General features: G+C 72.0%; 14 protein-coding genes. 11 read left to right on the forward strand and 3 right to left on the reverse strand.

Annotated elements, in window-relative coordinates; all coding sequences use genetic code 11:
* The first annotated feature begins 11 nt into the window (after nucleotides 1-11).
* Nucleotides 12-1,430: a sugar porter family MFS transporter gene (locus IEZ05_RS28045; protein ID WP_189233055.1), complete on the forward strand. Its 1,419-nt coding sequence runs from the start codon at nucleotides 12-14 to the stop codon at nucleotides 1,428-1,430.
* Between the two features lie 658 nt (nucleotides 1,431-2,088).
* On the opposite strand, the gene IEZ05_RS28050 is transcribed toward IEZ05_RS28045, so the two are convergent.
* Nucleotides 2,089-3,549, reverse strand: coding sequence for a cytosine permease (locus IEZ05_RS28050; protein ID WP_189233056.1), 1,461 nt, complete (start codon nucleotides 3,547-3,549; stop codon nucleotides 2,089-2,091).
* A 174-nt stretch (nucleotides 3,550-3,723) separates the two neighbouring features.
* Between IEZ05_RS28050 and ftsY the strand changes: the two genes are divergently transcribed.
* Nucleotides 3,724-4,938 (forward strand): signal recognition particle-docking protein FtsY, encoded by a 1,215-nt coding sequence (ftsY, locus tag IEZ05_RS28055; protein WP_189233057.1) that lies wholly within the window; start codon nucleotides 3,724-3,726, stop codon nucleotides 4,936-4,938.
* Nucleotides 4,939-5,053: 115 nt separating this feature from the next.
* On the opposite strand, the gene IEZ05_RS28060 is transcribed toward ftsY, so the two are convergent.
* Complete coding sequence (locus tag IEZ05_RS28060) at nucleotides 5,054-5,725, reverse strand: bifunctional DNA primase/polymerase (protein WP_189233058.1); 672 nt, start codon at nucleotides 5,723-5,725, stop codon at nucleotides 5,054-5,056.
* 446 nt (nucleotides 5,726-6,171) lie between these two features.
* On the opposite strand from IEZ05_RS28060, the gene nsdA reads away from it, so the two are divergent.
* The 6 genes from nsdA to ftsH all read left to right on the forward strand — a co-directional run bounded on the left by nsdA (nucleotide 6,172) and on the right by ftsH (nucleotide 15,933).
* On the forward strand, nucleotides 6,172-7,665 hold the full coding sequence (nsdA, locus tag IEZ05_RS28065; protein ID WP_189233059.1) for a transcriptional repressor NsdA: 1,494 nt from the start codon (nucleotides 6,172-6,174) through the stop codon (nucleotides 7,663-7,665).
* A gap of 389 nt (nucleotides 7,666-8,054) precedes the next feature.
* Entirely contained in the window at nucleotides 8,055-9,398 is a 1,344-nt protein-coding gene (locus tag IEZ05_RS28070; RefSeq protein WP_189233060.1) for an ammonium transporter, read from the forward strand.
* A complete protein-coding gene (locus IEZ05_RS28075; protein ID WP_019328769.1) occupies nucleotides 9,395-9,733 on the forward strand; it encodes a P-II family nitrogen regulator in 339 nt (112 codons plus the stop codon). The genes IEZ05_RS28070 and IEZ05_RS28075 overlap by 4 nt, the downstream gene beginning before the upstream one ends.
* Nucleotides 9,734-9,761: 28 nt before the next feature.
* Entirely contained in the window at nucleotides 9,762-12,197 is a 2,436-nt protein-coding gene (locus tag IEZ05_RS28080) for a [protein-PII] uridylyltransferase (RefSeq protein ID WP_189233061.1), read from the forward strand.
* Nucleotides 12,198-12,317: 120 nt separating this feature from the next.
* Nucleotides 12,318-13,868: a signal recognition particle protein gene (gene ffh / locus IEZ05_RS28085; protein WP_189233062.1), complete on the forward strand. Its 1,551-nt coding sequence runs from the start codon at nucleotides 12,318-12,320 to the stop codon at nucleotides 13,866-13,868.
* A 121-nt stretch (nucleotides 13,869-13,989) separates the two neighbouring features.
* Complete coding sequence (gene ftsH, locus IEZ05_RS28090) at nucleotides 13,990-15,933, forward strand: ATP-dependent zinc metalloprotease FtsH (protein ID WP_189233063.1); 1,944 nt, start codon at nucleotides 13,990-13,992, stop codon at nucleotides 15,931-15,933.
* A 73-nt stretch (nucleotides 15,934-16,006) separates the two neighbouring features.
* On the opposite strand, the gene IEZ05_RS28095 is transcribed toward ftsH, so the two are convergent.
* Nucleotides 16,007-16,873, reverse strand: coding sequence for an SAM-dependent methyltransferase (locus IEZ05_RS28095; RefSeq protein ID WP_189233064.1), 867 nt, complete (start codon nucleotides 16,871-16,873; stop codon nucleotides 16,007-16,009).
* 671 nt (nucleotides 16,874-17,544) lie between these two features.
* On the opposite strand from IEZ05_RS28095, the gene IEZ05_RS28100 reads away from it, so the two are divergent.
* The 3 genes from IEZ05_RS28100 (at nucleotide 17,545) to IEZ05_RS28110 (ending at nucleotide 19,012) form a co-directional block, all read left to right on the forward strand.
* Nucleotides 17,545-18,141, forward strand: coding sequence for a hypothetical protein (locus tag IEZ05_RS28100; protein WP_189233065.1), 597 nt, complete (start codon nucleotides 17,545-17,547; stop codon nucleotides 18,139-18,141).
* Nucleotides 18,142-18,350: 209 nt separating this feature from the next.
* Nucleotides 18,351-18,770: a 30S ribosomal protein S16 gene (gene rpsP, locus IEZ05_RS28105; protein ID WP_189233066.1), complete on the forward strand. Its 420-nt coding sequence runs from the start codon at nucleotides 18,351-18,353 to the stop codon at nucleotides 18,768-18,770.
* Between the two features lie 2 nt (nucleotides 18,771-18,772).
* On the forward strand, nucleotides 18,773-19,012 hold the full coding sequence (locus IEZ05_RS28110) for an RNA-binding protein (protein WP_009190870.1): 240 nt from the start codon (nucleotides 18,773-18,775) through the stop codon (nucleotides 19,010-19,012).
* The last annotated feature ends 54 nt before the right edge of the window (nucleotides 19,013-19,066 follow it).

Below are 19,066 nucleotides of genomic sequence, written 5' to 3' on the forward strand. Positions count from 1 at the left end.
GAGGAGTACACGTGGCCAGCACAGCGCAGGCACCCAATCCAGGAGCCAGGACGGCTCATCCCGATCATCTCGGGCACGTCATCTTCATCGCGGCGGCGGCCGCGATGGGCGGTTTCCTCTTCGGCTACGACAGCTCCGTCATCAACGGCGCCGTCGAGGCCATCCGGGACCGCTACGACGTCGGCTCCGCGGTGCTGGCCCAGGTCATCGCCGTCGCGCTGATCGGCTGTGCCATCGGCGCCGCGACCGCCGGCCGCATCGCCGACCGCATCGGCCGCATCCGCTGCATGCAGATCGCCGCGGTCCTGTTCACCGTCAGCGCCATCGGCTCGGCCCTGCCCTTCGCGCTGTGGGATCTCGCCATGTGGCGCGTCATCGGCGGCTTCGCCATCGGCATGGCCTCGGTGATCGGTCCCGCCTACATCGCCGAGGTCTCCCCGCCCGCCTACCGCGGCCGGCTCGGCTCCTTCCAGCAGGCCGCGATCGTCGTCGGCATCGCGGTGTCGCAGCTGGTCAACTGGGGGCTGCTGAACGCCGCCGGCGGTGACCAGCGCGGTGAACTGATGGGCCTGGAGGCCTGGCAGGTCATGCTCGGCGTCATGGTCGTCCCGGCCGTCCTCTACGGCCTTCTGTCCTTCGCCATCCCCGAGTCCCCGCGCTTCCTGGTCTCGGTGGGCAAGCGTGAGCGTGCCAAGCAGATCCTCGAAGAGGTCGAGGGCAAGGACGTCGACTTCGACGCGCGCATCGCCGAGATCGAGCACGCCATGCACCGCGAGGAGAAGTCGTCCTTCAAGGACCTGCTCGGCGGCAGCTTCTTCTTCAAGCCGATCGTCTGGATCGGTATCGGCCTGTCGGTCTTCCAGCAGTTCGTCGGCATCAACGTCGCGTTCTACTACTCCTCGACGCTGTGGCAGTCGGTCGGCGTCGACCCGTCGGACTCGTTCTTCTACTCGTTCACGACGTCGATCATCAACATCGTCGGCACCGTGATCGCGATGATCTTCGTGGACCGCGTCGGCCGCAAGCCGCTCGCCCTCATCGGCTCGGTCGGCATGGTGATCGGCCTGGCGCTGGAGGCCTGGGCGTTCTCCTTCGACCTGGTCGACGGCAAGCTCCCGGCCACCCAGGGCTGGGTCGCCCTGATCGCCGCCCACCTGTTCGTGCTGTTCTTCGCCCTGTCCTGGGGTGTGGTCGTCTGGGTGTTCCTCGGCGAGATGTTCCCGAACCGGATCCGCGCCGCCGCCCTGGGTGTGGCCGCGTCCGCGCAGTGGATCGCCAACTGGGCGATCACCGCGAGCTTCCCGTCGCTGGCCGACTGGAACCTCTCCGGCACGTACGTGATCTACACGATCTTCGCCGCGCTCTCCATCCCGTTCGTACTGAAGTACGTGAAGGAGACGAAGGGCAAGGCCCTGGAGGAGATGGGCTGACCACCCTCCCCGAGCTCGGGGAGAAGGGCCAAGTCCCCGCTGCCCCTCTCCTCGTACCGTGCCGCCGCCCCCGTCCGGACACCTCCGGACGGGGGCGGCGGTGTTGTGCGCGCCGGGGCGGTGCCGCGTCTCCACGGCCGGGCCGGGTGCCCTCTACGCGGGCGCGATCGGCGGAGGTCCGGCGGGGAGCGGAGGGGAAGGGCCTCCCGGGCCGGCGCGCCGGACGCCCGAGCCCGGCGTGGGGTGCATGGGGCGGACCGGGTTTCCGGCGGGGGAGTGTGAGCGGAAGCGCCCACCTGGTTCGTCAACGGGGACGACGACCCCCCCAGGCCCTGGTCTGGACGGTGGTCCCCTGCGAGGACGACGACGCCCGCGCACGGGCCCCCGGGCGCCCGCGCCCGTCGCCCCCCTCAGCCGCCCACAGATTCCCGGTCGGCCGAGCCTGTTGCGCCCGTCGGCCGGCCACTGCACCCCGGTCGGTCGCCCCGCAGCGTCCCCGGTCGGTCGCCTGCAGCGCACGCGTCGGTCGCCACCGACCCCTGGTCGGCCGCCGGCGGCGCACCACGTCGCCCGTGGCGGGACCGGCGTGGCGCGCCCGCGACGTGGAACGTCCCCCTCCGCCGGGCCGGGCGAAGGGGGACGTGGAGGGGGCGCGGGGTCAGACGCTCAGCGTCTCGGCGTGTTCGGGCTGCTCGGCCCGCTCGGCGGGGGCCGTCGGGACGACCACCGGCGGCTTCGGCAGCACCACGTAGAGGAGACCGGAGATCACCACCGTGGCGACCCAGCCGAGGCCGTACTCGCCGATGACGTTGTTCGCCGCGAGCGGGCCCGTGAACCAGTCGGACGTCGTGAACATCAGGCCCGCGGCCAGACCCACCGCCCACGCGGCGACGGCGGCGGGGGAGAAGCCGCCCCGGTACCAGTAGGCGCTGGTGCGGCCGGTGTCGGCCAGGGCCTCGCCGTCGTACTCCTTGCGGCGCAGCATGTCCGCGCCGAAGACGCCGACCCAGGCGGAGAACGCGACCGCGAGCAGCGACAGGAAGGCGATGAAGGAGCCCATGAAGCTGGTCGCCACCAGCATCAGCACCCCGCCGAAGACCAGCGAGATCACGGCGTTCACCGAGACCGCCCAGTGCCGCGGGATCTTGAAGCCGAGGGTCTGCGCGGTGAAGCCGGCCGAGTACATCGACATGGAGTTGATCAGCAGCATGCCGATCAGCGCGATCAGCAGGTACGGCACGGCTATCCAGGTCGGCAGGATCTCGCCGAGGAAGGAGACCGGGTCGCTGGCGGAGGCCAGGTCCGGCGTGGAGACCGCCATGACCATCCCCATCAGCACCATCGGCAGCACCACGATGCCGGCGCCGCCGATCGTCACGCCCACGATGCCCTTGGAGGAGGCGGTGCGCGGCAGGTACCGGGTGAAGTCCGGCGCCGACGGGATCCAGCTCACGCCGCCCGCCGCGATCAGGCCCACGCCGGTGATCATCGCGGCCACCGAACCAGCGGACCGGTCGAAGACCGCGGACCAGTCGGTGTCGACGACCAGGTAGCCCAGCACCAGCACCGAGAAGACACCGAAGAGGTACGCCGCGTACTTGTTGCACTTCTGCACGGCGTTGATCCCCAGCCCGGAGATCGCGAACGTCGCGACGACGAAGACGAGCAGCGTCACGATGTCCAGCACGCTGTTGGCCCGGATGCCGAACACGATGTGCAGCACGGTCAGCACGGCATAGGCGCCGGTCACCGCGTTGATCGTCTCCCAGCCCCAGCGGGCGACCCAGATCAGCGACCCGGGCAGCAGATTGCCCCGCTGGCCGAAGACCGCCCGGGACAGCGCCATGCCGGGCGCGCCGCCGCGCTTGCCGGCGATGCCGATCAGGCCCACCAGGCCGTACGACACCGCGGGTGCGGCGGCCGCGACGACGAGCGCCTGCCAGAAGTTGAGGTGGTACGCCACGACCAGACTCGCGCCCATCGTGAGCAGCAGCACGCTGATGTTGGCGCCGACCCAGGTCGGGAAGAGCTCGCGGGTCCGGGCGGTGCGCTCATGGTCGGGCACCTGCTCGATGCCACGGGTTTCCAGGGCGCCTTCTGTCTCGGCGGTCTTGCTCATATGGGGGGTCCGTGCCTCGATCGTGGGGAAGAGGATGCGTTCGGGACTCTACGCGCGTTGACGCGGCCTCTTCCATCGTACTTTGGTCCGACTCCTTCCCTCCAGGGGCCTTTGTCCTTTGGAGGAAGTCACAAGCGGGTGTCCCGAGAGCCCATGACTGATACTGGACGGGTTATGGAAATCCTCATCCTTGCTGTAGTCATCGCCGTGGTCGTGATCGGCGCACTCGGCGGGCTGATCGTGGGCAGTCGCCGCAAGAAGCAGCTGCCTCCGCCGCCTCCGTCGACACCCGACATCACCGCCCCTCCGGCCGAGCCGCACGTCGGCGACGAGGCCGAGACGCCGCGCGACGAAACGCGCCGGACGATAGAGGAGGTCGACCTCCCGGACGGCGGCACCGCTCCCGTCGGTGTCGAGGAGCCGCCCGTCGTCGAAGAGCTCGAGATCCCGCAGATCGAGGTTCCCGAGCCCACTGCCGGCCGCCTGGTCCGGCTCCGTGCCCGCCTCTCCCGCTCGCAGAACGCCCTCGGGAAGGGCCTGCTCACCCTGCTCTCCCGCGAGCACCTCGACGAGGACACCTGGGAGGAGATCGAGGACACGCTGCTCACCGCCGATGTCGGCGTGCAGCCCACCCAGGAGCTGGTCGAGCGGCTGCGCGAGCGTGTGAAGGTGCTCGGCACCCGCACGCCCGAGGAGCTGCGCGGCCTGCTGCGCGAAGAGCTGATCACACTGGTCGGCCCCGACATGGACCGCGAGCTCAAGACCGAGCCCGCCACCGGCAAGCCCGGCATCGTGATGGTCGTCGGCGTCAACGGCACCGGAAAGACCACCACCACCGGCAAGCTCGCCCGGGTCCTGATCGCCGACGGCCGCAGCGTCGTCCTCGGCGCCGCCGACACCTTCCGTGCCGCCGCCGCCGACCAGCTGCAGACCTGGGGCGAGCGGGTCGGCGCCCACACCGTGCGCGGCCCGGAGGCCGGCGACCCCGCCTCCGTCGCCTTCGACGCGGTCAAGGAGGGCAAGGACGTCGGCGCCGACGTGGTGCTCATCGACACCGCCGGCCGCCTGCACACCAAGACCGGCCTCATGGACGAGCTCGGCAAGGTCAAGCGCGTGGTGGAGAAGCAGGCCCCGCTGGACGAGGTGCTGCTGGTGCTCGACGCCACCACCGGCCAGAACGGCCTGATCCAGGCCCGCGTCTTCGCCGAGGTGGTCAACATCACCGGCATCGTCCTCACCAAACTGGACGGCACGGCCAAGGGCGGCATCGTCGTCGCCGTGCAGCGCGAGCTGGGCGTGCCGGTCAAGCTGATCGGGCTCGGCGAGGGCGCCGACGACCTGGCGCCGTTCGAGCCGGCGGCGTTCGTGGACGCGCTCATCGGCGAGTGACCTCCCGCCGGCCCGATGCCGGTACGCGCACGAAGAAGCGCCCGCCCCCGAGGTGCAGTCGGGGGACGGGCGCTTCGCCGTGCCGGGCGGGTGCCGGGGCCGGAGGCCTGCCTTCCTACGCCCGAGACCGGTGGGCCACGTACGCCAGCGTGCCCAGCAGCAGTCGCGCCGCCGGCGGCTTCGTCGCCGAGTCGAGGGCCGGCGGACGCAGCCAGCGCACCGGACCGAGACCGCCACGGTCCGAGGGCGGTGCCGTGACGTGCGTACCGGGGCCGAGGCCGCGCAGGTCGAGTGCGGTCGGGTCGTCCCAGCCCATCCGGTAGAGCAGCCGGGGCAGCTCGGCGGCGGCGCCGGGCGCGACGAAGAAGTGGGCGCGGCCCTCGGGGGTCGCCGCGACCGGGCCGAGGGGCAGGCCCATGCGCTCCAGCCGCGCCAGTGCCCGGCGCCCGGCGGCCTCGGCCACCTCGATCACGTCGAACGTCCGCCCCACCGGCAGCATCACCGCGGCACCCGGGAACTCGGCCCAGGTCGCGCTCGCCTCGTGGAGCGTCGATCCGGCCGGCAGCTCCGGCGCGAAGTCCAGCGGATGCGCGCCCGGCGCCGGACAGCTGCGCCGGCCGCAGGAGCAGGCGCCCGCGGCGGCCCGTGCCCCCGGCACCACGTCCCAGCCCCACAGTCCCGTGAACTCGGCCACCGCGGTGGCCTCCGAGGCCCGGCCGCGGCGGCGCGTGCCGGACCGGACGTCGCGCATGCCCCGACTGGTCCCGATGCCGATCGTGAAGCCCATGCCCCCTCCAACGGGTCCGACGCAGCGGCGGTTACGCAGCGGACGTGATGCGTGACTCTCTGTTTCCCACTCCCCGGGTTCGGCGCGGTTCAGGCGGCGCCCCGAAGCACCCCGGGTGGTGCGCCCGGCAGCGCACGCCCCGGTGAACACCGTTGCACCGTCTCCCGTTCGGCCTATGTCAAGTGAATCGTGCGCAGGCCACCGGTAGTTCATCCGAAGGGGTGGCGAATGGTGGCGATTCCCGAATCACCATGGCGGGTCCAGTGATCGCAGGATTACTTTGTGTACATGGAGCCTTGGGGCACATGCACTTGTGGGTATGCCGGAGGCAACTCGGTTTTCCGTTCGAAGGGTGGCGTACGCCGGACGGAGGGCCCGGGTCACCGGCATGCTGATAAGGCTTGGCGCACTCGGCGACAGGTGGTCTCAGGGATGGGGGCGTTCCAGTGAGCGGCAACGGCGAAGGCGGCACGAGCGCGGGAAGCGCCACGCACGCTGACAAGCGCCCCAACGAGCTGCTCACCTCGTGGTTCGCGCGCAGCGGCTGGTCCAAGGGCGAGCTCGCCCGGCAGGTCAACCGCCGGGCCCGCCAGCTCGGCGCCAACCACATCTCCACGGACACCTCGCGCGTACGCCGCTGGCTCGACGGTGAGAACCCGCGCGAACCGATCCCCCGGATCCTGTCCGAGCTGTTCTCCGAGCGCTTCGGCGTCGTCGTCTCCGTCGAGGACCTGGGCCTGCGCAGCACCCGCCCGTCGCCCTCCGCGACCGGCGTCGACCTGCCCTGGACGGGCCCGCAGACCGTGGCCCTGCTCAGCGAGTTCTCGCGCAGCGACCTGATGCTGGCGCGGCGCGGCTTCCTCGGGAGCTCGCTGGCCCTCTCCGCGGGCCCGTCCCTCATCGAGCCCATGCAGCGCTGGCTCGTCCCCTCGCCGCCGGCCGCCCCGTCCGAACGCGAGACCGCACCCGCCACGCGGGCGCGGGGCCGGCTGTCCCGGCCCGAGCTGGAGCTGCTGGAGTCCACCGCCGTGATGTTCCGCCGCTGGGACGCCCAGTGCGGCGGCGGCCTGCGCCGCAAGGCGGTCGTCGGCCAGCTGCACGAGGTGACCGACCTCCTCCAGGAGCCCCAGACGGAGACCACCCGCGCCAAACTGTTCAAGGTCGCCGCCGAACTCGCCGAACTGGCCGGCTGGATGTCGTACGACGTCGGACTCCAGCCGACCGCGCAGAAGTACTTCGTCCTCGCCCTGCACGCCGCCAAGGAGGCCGGCGACCGGCCGCTCGGGTCGTACATCCTCTCCAGCATGAGCCGCCAGATGATCCACCTAGGCCGGCCCGACGACGCCCTGGAGCTCATCCACCTCGCGCAGTACGGCAGCCGGGACTGCGCGAGCCCGCGCACCCAGTCGATGCTGTACGCGATGGAGGCCCGCGCCTACGCCAACATGGGACAGCCCGGCCGCTGCAAGCGGGCGGTGCGGATGGCCGAGGACACCTTCACCGAGGCCGACGAGTGGGACGAGCCGGACCCCGACTGGATCCGCTTCTTCTCCGAGGCCGAGCTGTACGGCGAGAACAGCCACTCCTTCCGCGACCTCGCCTACGTCGCCGGCCGCAGCCCCGCCTACGCCTCCCTGGCCGAGCCGCTGATGCGGCGGGCCGTGGAGCTGTTCTCCAAGGACGACGAACACCAGCGTTCCTACGCGCTGAACCTGATCGGCATGGCCACCGTGCACCTGCTCCGGCGCGAGCCCGAGGAGAGCACCGTCCTCGCCACCGAGGCCATGGCCATCGCCAAGAAGGTCCGCTCCGAACGCGTCAACACCCGCATCCGCAAAACCGTCGACACGGCCGTACGCGATTTCGGTGACCTGGCAGAGGTCACGGACCTCACCGCACGGCTCGCCGCCGAACTGCCCGAGACCGCCGAAGCGGTCTGACCGCCCCCAGACCCCGGCCGCGGCCGGCCCTCCCGAACTGCCCGACTCGGCTCCCCCATGCCAGGTCACTCGGAAGGCCGCCGCGGCCGGCCGTCCTTTTGCGCCTAAACCGGCGCCGCTCTCGAGGACGTGGTTGCTCGCCGTGGGGGTTGCTCAATTGATGGTTGCGGTGGTCCTCGGGAAGGGCGCGTCACGATATCGGCGACCCGGTCCGTGAACCGGCGGTTCATCCGCGCGTAACACGCACGGCGCCTTCGTCACGGCGGCGAAACAGTGGGGGGCACCCACCGAAACGGTGCTGCGCCAATCTCATGGCGCATAACCGGCCCACCCCTCATTGCCGCTCAGGCTTCGCCCGCACGGGGCCGTACAACGACGAGGAGACGCCGATGGCTCCAGCCATCACGCTCGCCGCGGAGACCCAGCTCTCCGCCGCCAACACGGGCTTCATGCTCATCTGCTCCGCCCTGGTGATGCTCATGACCCCGGCCCTCGCCTTCTTCTACGGAGGCATGGTCCGCGTCAAGAGCACCCTGAACATGCTGATGATGAGCTTCATCAGCCTCGGCATCGTCACCGTGCTGTGGGTGCTGTACGGCTTCTCCCTGGCCTTCGGCACGGACTCCGGCAGCATCATCGGCTGGAACTCCGACTGGGTCGGCCTCAGCAACATCGGCCTGACCGAGCTGTGGGACGGCTACACCATCCCCGTCTTCGTCTTCCTGGTCTTCCAGATGATGTTCGCCGTCCTCACGCCCGCGCTGATCAGCGGCGCCCTCGCGGACCGGGTGAAGTTCACGGCCTGGGCCCTGTTCGTCGCCCTGTGGGTCACCGTGGTCTACTTCCCGGTCGCCCACTGGGTCTGGGGCGCGGGTGGCTGGGCCTTCGAACTCGGCGTGATCGACTTCGCCGGAGGCACGGCCGTGCACATCAACGCCGGTGCCGCGGCGCTCGGCGTGATCCTCGTCATCGGCAAGCGGGTCGGCTTCAAGAAGGACCCGATGCGCCCGCACAGCCTGCCGCTGGTCATGCTCGGCGCGGGCCTGCTGTGGTTCGGCTGGTTCGGCTTCAACGCCGGCTCGTGGCTCGGCAACGACGACGGCGTCGGCGCGCTGATGTTCGTCAACACCCAGGTCGCCACCGGCGCGGCCATGTTGGCCTGGCTCGCCTACGAGAAGATCCGCCACGGTGCCTTCACCACGCTGGGCGCCGCCTCCGGCGCCGTCGCCGGCCTGGTCGCCATCACCCCGGCCGGCGGTGCCGTCTCCCCGCTCGGCGCGATCGCCGTCGGCGCCATCGCCGGTGTGCTGTGCGCCATGGCCGTCGGCCTGAAGTACAAGTTCGGCTACGACGACTCCCTCGACGTCGTCGGCGTCCACCTCGTGGGCGGCATCGCCGGCTCCCTGCTCGTCGGCTTCTTCGCCAGCGGCAAGGGCCAGTCCGACGTCCAGGGCCTGTTCTACGGGGGCGGGCTGGACCAGTTCTGGAAGCAGTGCGCCGGTGTCTTCGCCGTCCTCGCCTACTCTCTGGTCGTCTCCGCGGTCCTGGCGTTCGCCCTGGACAAGACGATCGGCATGCGGGTCCCCGAGGACGACGAGGTGACCGGCATCGACCAGGCCGAGCACGCCGAGACCGCATACGACTTCAGCGGCGCCGGCGGCGGTGCCGCCCGGACCGCCGCACCGGCCGCCACCGCGGCCGCGCAGGCCCAGAGCAAGAAGGTGGACGCATGAAGCTCATCACCGCGGTCGTCAAGCCGCACCGGCTCGACGAGATCAAGGAGGCCCTCCAGGCCTTCGGAGTCCACGGGCTCACCGTGACCGAGGCCAGCGGCTACGGCCGCCAGCGTGGCCACACCGAGGTCTACCGCGGCGCCGAGTACACCGTCGACCTGGTACCCAAGATCCGTATCGAGGTACTGGTCGAGGACGACGACGCCGAACAACTGATCGAGGTCGTCGTCAAGGCCGCCCGCACCGGCAAGATCGGCGACGGGAAGGTCTGGTCGGTCCCGGTCGACACGGCCGTACGGGTCCGCACCGGCGAGCGCGGACCCGACGCGCTCTGAACCAGGACGACGGAACAGGAGCCGCCGGGTGACGCATACGGAGCTGACGAACGAAGCAGAGGACTCGGGACCCGGCGGTTACGCGGCGGCCCGGCTGCGCCTCCTCACCGAGGGGGCGCGGTCCGGGCCGCCGCGCCGTGCGGCCCTCGCCGGACTGACCGACGACTGGCTGGCGGGCCTCTTCGACGCGGGCACCGAGGGAGGGCTCGCGGGGGTGTCGCTCGTCGCGGTCGGCGGCTACGGACGCGGCGAGCTGTCCCCGCGCAGCGACCTGGACCTGCTCCTGCTGCACGACGGCAGCGACGACAAGGCGGTCGCCGCGCTCGCCGACCGCCTCTGGTACCCCGTCTGGGACCTGGGCCTCGCCCTCGACCACTCCGTACGCACGCCCCAGGAGGCCCGTAAAACGGCGGGCGAGGACCTGAAGGTCCACCTGGGCCTGCTGGACGCCCGCCATCTCGCGGGCGACCTGGGACTGACCGCCTCCCTGCGCACCGCCGTCCTCGCCGACTGGCGCAACCAGGCCCCCAAACGCCTCCCCGAACTGCGGGAGCTCTGCGCCGAGCGCGCCGAACGCCAGGGCGAGCTGCAGTACCTGCTCGAACCCGACCTCAAGGAGGCCCGCGGCGGTCTGCGCGACGCCACCGCCCTGCGCGCCGTCGCCGCCTCCTGGCTCGCCGACGCCCCGCGCGAGGGCCTCGCCGACGCCCGGCGCCGCCTGCTCGACGTACGCGACGCCCTCCACCTGACGACGGGCCGGGCGACCGACCGGCTGGCCCTCCAGGAACAGGACCAGGTTGCGGCCGAGCTGGGCCTGCTGGACGCCGACGCGCTGCTGCGGCAGGTGTACGAGGCGGCGCGCGTCATCTCGTACGCCGGTGACGTCACCTGGCGGGAGGTGGGGCGCGTGATCCGGTCGCGCTCCGTGCGGCCGAGGCTGCGCGCCATGCTGGGCGGCGGCAAGCAGGTCGCCGAGCGTTCCCCGCTCGCCGAGGGCGTCGTCGAGCAGGACGGTGAGGTGGTGCTCGCCCGCACCGCACGCCCCGAACGCGACCCCGTGCTCCCGCTGCGCGCCGCGGCCGCCGCCGCACAGGCCGGCCTGCCGCTCTCCCTGCACGCCGTACGGCGCCTGGCGGCCACGGCGCGCCCGCTGCCCGCGCCCTGGCCCGCCGAGGCACGCGAACAGCTGGTGACCCTGCTCGGCTCGGGCAGGCCCACCGTGGAGGTCTGGGAGGCCCTGGAGGCCGAGGGCCTGATCACCCGGCTGCTGCCCGACTGGGAGCGGGTCCGCTGCCGCCCGCAGCGCAACGCCGTGCACCTGTGGACCGTCGACCGGCACCTCATCGAGACCGCCGTCCGCGCCTCCGCGTTCACCCGCCGCGTCCACCGCCCCGACCTGCTCCTGGTCGCCGCGCTGCTGCACGACATCGGCAAGGGCTGGCCCGGCGACCACTCGGTGGCCGGCGAGACCATCGCCCGGGACGTGGCCGCCCGCATCGGCTTCGACCGTACGGACGCCGCCGTCCTCGCCACCCTCGTACGCCACCACCTGCTGCTCGTCGAGACGGCCACCCGGCGCGATCTGGACGACCCGGCCACCGTCCGCGCGGTCGCCGAGGCGGTCGGCAGCCAGGGCACCCTGGAGCTGCTGCACGCCCTGACCGAGGCGGACGCCCTGGCCACCGGGCCGGCCGCCTGGTCGGCCTGGCGCGCATCGCTCGTCGCCGACCTGGTCAAACGGGTCTCGGCGGTCCTCGCCGGGGATCCGCTGGAGGAACCCGAGGCCCCCGCGCCCACGGCCCAGCAGGAACGGCTCGCCGTCGAGGCGTTCCGCACGGGCGGGCCGGTGCTGTCCCTGCGGGCCCATGCCGAGCCGTCGGCCGCGGAGCAGGAGCCCCTCGGGGTGGAGCTGCTCATCGCCGTGCCCGACCAGGCGGGCGTGCTCCCCGCCGTCGCCGGTGTCCTGGCCATGCACCGCCTGACCGTCCGCACGGCCGAGCTGCGCTCCCTTCCGCTGCCGGACGGCGTCGAGGGCTCCGTGCTGCTGCTGGCCTGGCGGGTCGCCGCCGAGTACGGCTCCCTGCCCCAGGCCGCCCGGCTGCGCGCCGACCTGGTCCGCGCCCTCGACGGCACCCTGGACATCGCGGGCCGCCTCGCCGAGCGGGACGCGGCCTACCCGCGCCGCCGGGGTGTGGTCCCGCCCCCGCCCCGGGTGAGCGTCGAGCCGGCCGCGTCCCGCCACGCCACCGTCATCGAGGTCCGCGCCCAGGACGCGCCCGGCCTGCTGTTCCGCATCGGACGGGCACTGGAGGGCGCGGGCGTGCGGGTGCGCAGCGCCCATGTGTCCACCCTGGGGTCGAACGCCGTCGACGCGTTCTACGTCACCGGTGCGGCGGGGGAGCGGCTGCCCGGGGAGGAGGCGGGGGAGGTGGCGCGGGTGCTGGAGGAGGCGCTGCGCGGCTGACGCGGCTCCTGCCGCGCGGTTCCCGCACGCCGAATGCGTCGGGCGGGGACGAATGCCTTGCGTGGCCGGATACCCTGGAAGACGCTCAGACTGCCCCCGACTCCGAGGACCGACGCCGCCGTGTTCGACACTCTCTCCGATCGCCTCTCAGCGACCTTCAAGAACCTGCGCGGCAAGGGGCGCTTGAGCGAGGCGGACATCGACGCCACGGCACGCGAGATCCGCATCGCGCTCCTCGAGGCGGACGTGGCCCTGCCGGTCGTGCGTGCCTTCATCAAGCAGGTCAAGGAGCGCTCGCTGGGCTCCGAGGTCTCCAAGGCGCTCAACCCCGCCCAGCAGGTCCTCAAGATCGTCAACGAGGAACTGGTCACCATCCTCGGCGGCGAGACCCGCCGCCTGCGCTTCGCCAAGCAGCCGCCGACCGTGATCATGCTCGCGGGTCTGCAGGGTGCCGGTAAGACCACCCTCGCGGGCAAGCTCGGCAAGTGGCTCAAGGAGCAGGGACACTCTCCCCTCCTCGTGGCCTGTGACCTCCAGCGCCCCAACGCCGTCAACCAGCTGAGCGTCGTCGCCGAGCGCGCCGGCGTCGCGGTCTACGCGCCCGAGCCGGGCAACGGCGTGGGGGACCCGGTCAAGGTCGCCCAGGACTCCATCGAGTTCGCCAAGGCCAAGGTCCACGACATCGTGATCGTGGACACCGCCGGCCGCCTCGGCATCGACCAGGAGCTGATGCAGCAGGCCGCGGACATCCGCGACGCCGTCTCGCCCGACGAGATCCTCTTCGTCGTCGACGCGATGATCGGTCAGGACGCCGTCAACACCGCCGAGGCCTTCCGCGACGGCGTCGGCTTCGACGGCGTGGTGCTGTCCAAGCTCGACGGCGACGCCCGTGGTGGTGCGGCCCTGTCGATCGCCTCGGTGACCGGCAAGCCGATCATGTTCGCCTCGAACGGCGAGAAGCTCGAGGACTTCGACGCCTTCCACCCGGACCGGATGGCTTCCCGCATCCTCGACATGGGTGACCTGCTCACCCTGATCGAGCAGGCGGAGAAGACGTTCAGCCAGGAAGAGGCCGAGAAGATGGCCTCCAAGCTGGCGTCCAAGAAGGGCCAGGACTTCACCCTGGACGACTTCCTGGCCCAGATGGAGCAGGTCAGGAAGATGGGCAGCATCTCCAAGCTGCTCGGCATGCTCCCCGGCATGGGCCAGATCAAGGACCAGATCGCCAACCTGGACGAGCGGGACGTCGACCGCACGGCCGCCATCATCAAGTCGATGACCCCGGCCGAGCGCCAGGAGCCGACGATCATCAACGGCTCGCGCCGCGCCCGTATCGCCAAGGGCTCCGGTGTCGACGTCAGCGCGGTGAAGGGTCTGGTCGAGCGGTTCTTCGAGGCGCGCAAGATGATGTCCCGCATGGCCCAGGGCGGCGGCATGCCCGGTATGCCGGGGATGCCCGGCATGGGTGGCGGCCCGGGCCGGCAGAAGAAGCAGCAGAAGAAGGCGAAGGGCAAGCAGCGCTCCGGCAACCCGATGAAGCGCAAGCAGCAGGAGCAGGAGGAGGCCGCCCGCCGCGCCGCCGCGGCCGAGGGCGGCAACGCCTTCGGGCTGCCGCAGCAGGGCGGCAGGGACTTCGAGCTCCCGGACGAGTTCAAGAAGTTCATGGGCTGACACCGGCTCCGCCCGGCGCCCGTTCCGTCGTACGTCACCGGGGGCGCCCCCTGCCGCAGGGGGCGCCCCCGGCGTCGTACACGCACATGCCCGCGCGGCGTTCCTGTCGTAACGTCCCGGTATGACCAACCCGTCCCCGCCGCGCAAGGCCCCCGAGCCGCCCTGGCGCACCGAGGGCACGCCCGACGAGCCGCCGAAGCCGCCGTCCGGTGGGCGCAGGATGCGCGGCGGCTGGTGGAACCTGGTCCTCGCCGCGCTGGTCGTCTACCTCATCGCCAACCTGGTGCTGTCGTTCTTCAACGAGGGCGACGAGCCGACGATCTCGTACACCGAGTTCAGCAAGCAGGTCGACGAGGGCAACGTCAGCAAGATCTACGCCAAGGGCGACGCGATCCAGGGCCAGCTGAAGAAGGCCCGGGACAATCCCGAGGGCGACGGGACGTACACCAAGTTCACGACCGAGCGGCCGACGTTCGCGGACGACAAGCTCTGGGCGGATCTGACCGAGCACGACGTCACCGTCACGGCCGAGCCGGTCGTCCAGCACCGCAGCTGGCTGGCCAACCTGCTGATCGCGCTCGCCCCGATGCTGATCCTGGTCGTCCTGTGGCTCGTCATCGCCCGGCGGATGCGCGGGGCGATGGGCGGCGCGGGCGGCATGCTCGGCCGCAAGGCACCGCCCAAGCCGGTCGAACTGGAGGCGGGCAAGCCGCGCACCACCTTCGCGGACGTGGCCGGCATCGACGAGGTCGAGGGCGAGCTCAACGACGTCGTCGACTTCCTGAAGAATCCCGGTGCCTACCGGCGGATGGGCGCCAAGATGCCCCGGGGCGTCCTGCTGACCGGCCCGCCCGGCACCGGCAAGACGCTGCTCGCGCGCGCGGTGGCCGGTGAGGCGGGGGTGCCGTTCTTCTCGGCGTCCGCGTCCGAGTTCATCGAGATGATCGTCGGCGTGGGCGCCTCCCGGGTGCGGGAGCTGTTCGCCGAGGCCCGGAAGGTGGCGCCGTCGATCATCTTCATCGACGAGATCGACACCATCGGCCGTGCCCGGGGCGGCGGCTCCGGCATGGGCGGCCACGACGAGCGTGAGCAGACCCTGAACCAGATCCTCACGGAGATGGACGGCTTCTCGGGCGCCGAGGGCGTCATCGTCATCGCCGCCACCAACCGCGCCGACATCCTCGACCCGGCCCTGACCCGCCCGGGCCGCTTCGACCGGGTGGTGAGCGTCTCGCCCCCCGACCGGGGCGGCAGGGAGGCCATCCTGGAGATCCACACCCGCGAGATCCCGCTCGCCCCGGACGTCGACCTCGCCCAGGTCGCCCGTACGACGCCGGGGATGACGGGCGCCGAACTGGCCAACCTCGCCAACGAGGCGGCCCTCCTCGCGGTCAAGCGCAAGCAGGACCGGGTGACGCAGGCGAACCTCTCCGAGGCCCTGGAGAAGGTCCAGCTCGGCGCCGAACGCCCGCTGGTGATGCCCGAGGAGGAACGCCGGCGCACCGCCTACCACGAGAGCGGGCACGCCCTGCTGGGCATGCTGCAGCCGGGCGCCGACCCCGTCCGCAAGATCACCATCGTGCCGCGCGGGCGGGCGCTCGGCGTGACGCTGTCCACGCCGGACGCCGACAAGTACGCGTACACGGAGGAGTACCTGCGCGGCCGGATCATCGGCGCGCTCGGCGGGATGGCGGCCGAGCACGTCGTGTACGACGTGATCACCACCGGCTCGGAGAGCGACCTCGAACAGGTCACCCGGATCGCGCGCGGCATGGTCGGCCGCTGGGGCATGAGCGAACTGGTCGGCCGGCTGTCCGCCCTGCCCGGCGACGCCCAGCAGGCCTACGGGCTGGCCGCCGCCCCCGGCACCCTGGACGCCATCGACGACGAGATGCGGCGCGTCGTCGACGAGTGCTACGCGGAGGCCGTCCGCAAGCTGCGCGACCACCGCGGACAGCTCGACGCCCTCGCCGAGGCGCTGCTGGCCAACGAGACGCTGGACGAGGCGGACGCCTACCGGATCGCCGGGATCACCCGGCTGACGAAGGACGTCCCGGAGGCGTGAGCGCCGCCGTCCCCGCCCCCGCGCACGGTGAGGACCCCCGGCGGGAGGCGGGGACGGCGAGCCGCGGTCGCCGTCAGCCCGTGCGGGCGACGAGGTACCGGAACACGTTCGGCATCCACACCGTGCCGTCGGGCCGCCGGTGGGGGTGCAGGGCCTCGGCCAGTTCCTTGTCCACCTGTTCCTGGTCGGTGGCGGCGATCGCCGCGTCGAACAGTCCCGTCGACAGCAGCCCGCGCACCGCGCTGTCGACGTCGGCGTACCCGAACGGGCACGCCACGCGGCCGGAACCGTCCGGCGCGAGTCCGGCCCGGTGGGCGACCTCCTCCAGGTCGTCGCGCAGGGCCGGGCGCCAGCTGCCCGGGCTGCGCAGCGGATCCGCCAGCTTGGTGGCCACCCGCAGCACGGACGTCGTGGCGCACCGCTCCGGCGGGCCCCAGCCGGCCAGCACCACGGCAGCCCCCCGCGCGGCGAGCGGCGTCGCCTCCGCCAGCAGCCCGCCCAGTCCCTCGGAGTCGCCCGCGAGGCATCCGATGGGCTCGAAGGCGGTCACCAGGGTGAACGCGGGCGCCGCCGGGTCCCGTGCGTCGCGGGGGACGCCCTCGACGATCCGGGCGTCCGCACGCGCGCGTGCGTCCCGCGCCTCCGGCGCCTCGGACAGCAGCCGCCGCCGTGCGAGGGCCAGGCGCTCCGGGGAGCCGGAGTCGACGCCGGTCACCGCCGCGCCCCGCGAGGCGGCCATCAGCAGGGCCAGCCCGGAACCGCAGCCCAGACCCAGCATCCGCGTGCCGCCGCCGACGTCCAGTCGCTCGTAGACGGCCTCGTAGAGCGGCACGAGCATCCGCTCCTGAATCTCGGACCAGTCACGCGCGCGTGCATCCAGGTCCACGCCGGGCGTCGCCCTCGCGTGGGGTGAGTGCTGCCGCACGAGCGTAGGTGTCATAGGAAAGTACCCCAATCGCCGACCGTTGCCGATGTGCCCGATTCCATGGCCCCCGTGCAGTGCGCTCGCACTCCCCCCGTATGCCAGGTAACTCCGGGCTCGCCGTGGCGTCCAGTGGTAGCGACGACCGGTTTGCCCGATCCCCGCCCGAGTGGCGAGATTTCACTTCCCGGCAACGTGCGCCTGGCCGCGCGGTACGCCCGGTAGCCCCTGCCCGGGCTTCCCGGCGGATGGCGGGATCGTGTCGGTCGGCGATGACAGCGGGTGGCGGCGGCGCCGAAGAGGCCGTTTCGGCCAAGGCCGGCGGGCCGTGCGGACGTCCCGCGGTGCCCGGAACGCTCCCGGGGCGGGGCGGTGCCGCACGCCGGCGGCCGACCCGGTAACGTCACGCCCGTCGACGCGCCCGCTCAGGTGGCGCCCTTCCGTTTCGACGGCGGCCGAAACGCCCCTTGCGCGTCCGCGAGCCCCGCCCCTCCCCGGCGCGTGGACGGGGCTACGCGCCGGCGCGTACGTCGGACTACGCCCCGGCTTGGTACGAGCTGTGAGGCTTCTCCGCAGATCAGCGCACCCGCCCTCGTCGGGACGCATCAGTGGCAACTGACGGGTACGTGCAAATTATTTGGGATGCCCCGGAATAGGAACACAGCGGCACCCCGGCTCGTTGTCATTACGTGAGCACGACACCACCTGTTCTCGCCGCAGAGCTGGCGCAGGCGTGGGCCGACATTCAGCGGCACCACCCCGAGCTGCCCGATCTTGCCGCGCCCGAGTCCCTGATCGGAGAGTCGTCGTCCGCCTGCGGGCACGAACTCTCCTTCGAACGACTGCTTCACGAGGCAGTCCACGGCATCGCCGCCGCGCGCGGAGTGCGTGACACCTCCCGCGCCGGCCGCTACCACAACCGACGATTCCTCGCGATCGCCGAGGAGCTGGGTCTGGACCACCCCGAGGAGCCGCATCCCAGCAGCGGCTTCTCGCTGGTCACGCTCACCCCCGAGGCGAAGCGCCGTTACCGTCCGACGATCGAACGCCTCCAGCGCGCGCTGAAGGCCCACACCGCCGCGACCGCGACCGACTCGGCCCGCAGCTTCCGCGGTCCGGCCGCCCGCCACGGCTCCTCCGGCGGCGGGGTCCGCGTGAAGGCGGTCTGCGACTGCGGCCGCAACGTGCGCGTCGTCCCGTCGGTCCTGGCGCAGGCCCCGATCGTGTGCGGCGGCTGCGGCAAGCCGTTCCGCATCCCGGAGGTGGTGGGCGCGGCGGCGAGCTGACGGTCCGGCTGCTCGTGGCGGCCGGACCGTGACCCAGTGCCCTCGGTCGGGAGGGCCGGCAGCGTGTGGCAGAATGGCTAGCTGTACTCGACAGCCGCACAGGACCCCTCTCTCCTCCGGCTGACGCGTCCGTCGGGCACTCGGGTACCGCAACCCCACGCGGCTCTCTCGCCGTGCCCAACCACGTCAATCCAGGAGAACCCACTCCCGTGGCAGTCAAGATCAAGCTGAAGCGTCTGGGCAAGATCCGTTCGCCTCACTACCGCATCGTCGTCGCCGACTCCCGTACCCGCCGTGACGGCCGGGCCATCGAGGAGATCGGCAAGTACCACCCGACGTACAACCCGTCGGTGATGGAGGTCGACGCCGAGCGCGTGGCGTACTGGCTCGGTGTCGGCGCCCAGCCGACCGAGCCCGTGCTCGCCATCCTGAAGAAGACCGGCGACTGGCAGAAGTTCAAGGGCGAGCCCGCCCCGGCTCCGCTGCTGGTGGCCCCCGAGAAGTCGGCCCGTCCGTCCTTCGAGGCGCTCGGTGGCGACGACGAGGGCAAGGGTGAGGCCATCACCCAGAAGAAGAAGGCCGACAAGAAGGACGAGGCTGCCGCCGAGTCCGAGTCGACCGAGGCCTGAGCATGCTCGAGGAGGCTCTCGAGCACCTCGTGAAGGGCATCGTCGACAACCCTGACGATGTGCAGGTAGCCTCGCGCAACCTGCGCCGCGGGCGGGTGCTCGAGGTCCGGGTCCACCCGGAAGACCTCGGCAAGGTGATCGGCCGCAACGGCCGCACCGCACGCGCCCTGCGTACCGTCGTGGGCGCCATCGGCGGCCGCGGTGTCCGCGTCGACCTCGTCGACGTGGACCACGTCCGCTGACGCTTCGCAACGCAGCACCGGCTCGGGCCGGGGAAGGCCACTGGGCCGTCCCCG

The sequence above is a fragment of the Streptomyces flaveolus genome, assembly GCF_014648815.1.
GTDB lineage: Bacteria > Actinomycetota > Actinomycetes > Streptomycetales > Streptomycetaceae > Streptomyces > Streptomyces flaveolus.